At 49.8% G+C, this 1,668-nt stretch carries 1 protein-coding gene; it reads right to left on the reverse strand.

The window, feature by feature from the left end; all coding sequences use genetic code 11:
* Positions 1-154 precede the first annotated feature (154 nt).
* Positions 155-1,609: an IS21 family transposase gene (gene istA / locus G614_RS0123960; protein ID WP_207637865.1), complete on the reverse strand. Its 1,455-nt coding sequence runs from the start codon at positions 1,607-1,609 to the stop codon at positions 155-157.
* Positions 1,610-1,668: the final 59 nt, after the last annotated feature.

Below are 1,668 nucleotides of genomic sequence, written 5' to 3' on the forward strand. Positions count from 1 at the left end.
AGGGCCAGTTCCTCATTCATGAGTTCCAGAATAAACTCCAGCTGTTTCTGTGTCCCTTTTTCATGGCACAGTTCGGAAATCCTGGCGGAAAGGAACAGCTGCCTGCTTGCATCCAGTATCTGCGTACAGAGATCTTCCTTCATCTTTGGGGTCATCATGACACGCTGCCTCCTTTCTTCAGGAATGCTTCGTCATATGCGGCTAACGACGGTCCTGTTTCCGGCGGCGTGTAAATACCGTAGCCGGTAATACGCGCTGCAAGCACAGAGGCATCACAGATGTTGATATTTCCTCTGGAGGATGCCATCTCCATGGCAGTGACAGCTGCCTTAAATCCATACTGGCCGGTCAGCTCATTCATAATACGCAGACAGTCCTTAAGCTTTTCTTTGGGCTGGGCATCCATGTAGGTACGCAGGCTGTCCGGTGTTTCACGGCGCAGGCCGCTGTTTTCCCATGCACCGGAATTCTTCAAAAGGACGGAAAGAGTTGTACTGTAATCACTGATGTCCGTGCGGCCTTCACCAAAGGCACGACGGTGTGTTGTTATGATCTGGCCGCTGTCACTCAGAATCTCCACCGTATGGGCATGGATTCCAACCAGTACTTTTTGGCCTGCATTTTCCGGCCGTGTGGAATAAAAATGTTTCCCATCCATGCACACTTTCCCATAACCGTCTGCCTTCAGCCATTCGTACCTGCAGACATTGAAGCGTTTCGGGGGAAGGAGCAGGAACGCCCTTCTGTCCTCTTCAAACAGCTCCCTGATGGGGACCTGCTTTTTATAATGAAGTTCACCTGCTTTCTTTTCGTGCCGCAGAAGAAGTTTTTCATTGAACTTTTCAATCTCCGAGAAATGAGGAACCGGGACAAACAGGTTTGCGCGGTTGAAATCAACTTTCCGTTCCACGTTGCCTTTCTCCCAGCCGGAGTATGGATTGCAGAAACGTACCCGGAAATGGTAATGGGCACGGAACCGTGAAAAAAGCTCCGATTCATGGATGGCATCGCCAACCCTCCGGCCAACGCCGGCTGCATTGTCAAAGACCAGCAGGGGCGGCACACCGCCGATAAATTCAAAGATATCCTGGAGCCCCTGGCAGACACATTCCGCCGTTTCACCGCCGAATACCTGGCTGTAACCGTCATTACTGTAAGGGAACGAAACGGTAAGGTATTTCTTTCGGATAAGTGTTCCCGCTTCGTAGAAATCAGCCTCGCCAAAATCCACCTGGGCCGGACCCGGGTCCCAGACAAGCTCCAGATTCGCTTTTTCAACCCGCTGGGAACGGCATTTTTTCAGATAGCGCTGGACGATGCTGTAACTGCCGGTATAGCTGTGTTCTTCTGTCAGACGTTCATAGATGCGCTGTGCTGTGTGGTGCTGTTTGCGCCAGTGTTTTTTATCTTCTTCCAGCCACTCCTGAATGACAGGCTTAAATGGATCAAGTTTTGAAGGATTCTCCTGTGCAATCGGTGGAACAGGGGAGAAATCATCCTGTGAGAGGTATTTGCGTATTGTTTTGGGATCCGAGCCGGTTTTTTCGGAAATTTCACTGATTCGGTATCCACAACTGCTCAAATCTTTGATATGATTGATTTGGGACATAGTGAGCATCTTCCTTTCCTCCTTTATCTTTGGTCGTGCTTAGATAAAGGATAAGCGTT

The sequence above is a fragment of the [Clostridium] clostridioforme AGR2157 genome, assembly GCF_000424325.1.
Classification (GTDB): Bacteria; Bacillota; Clostridia; order Lachnospirales; family Lachnospiraceae; genus Enterocloster; species Enterocloster clostridioformis_A.

Bases quoted from the DNA above. Each gene is read 5' to 3' on its own strand.
- istA (WP_207637865.1), bottom strand. From the start codon at position 1,609: ATGTCCCAAATCAATCATATCAAAGATTTGAGCAGTTGTGGATACCGA.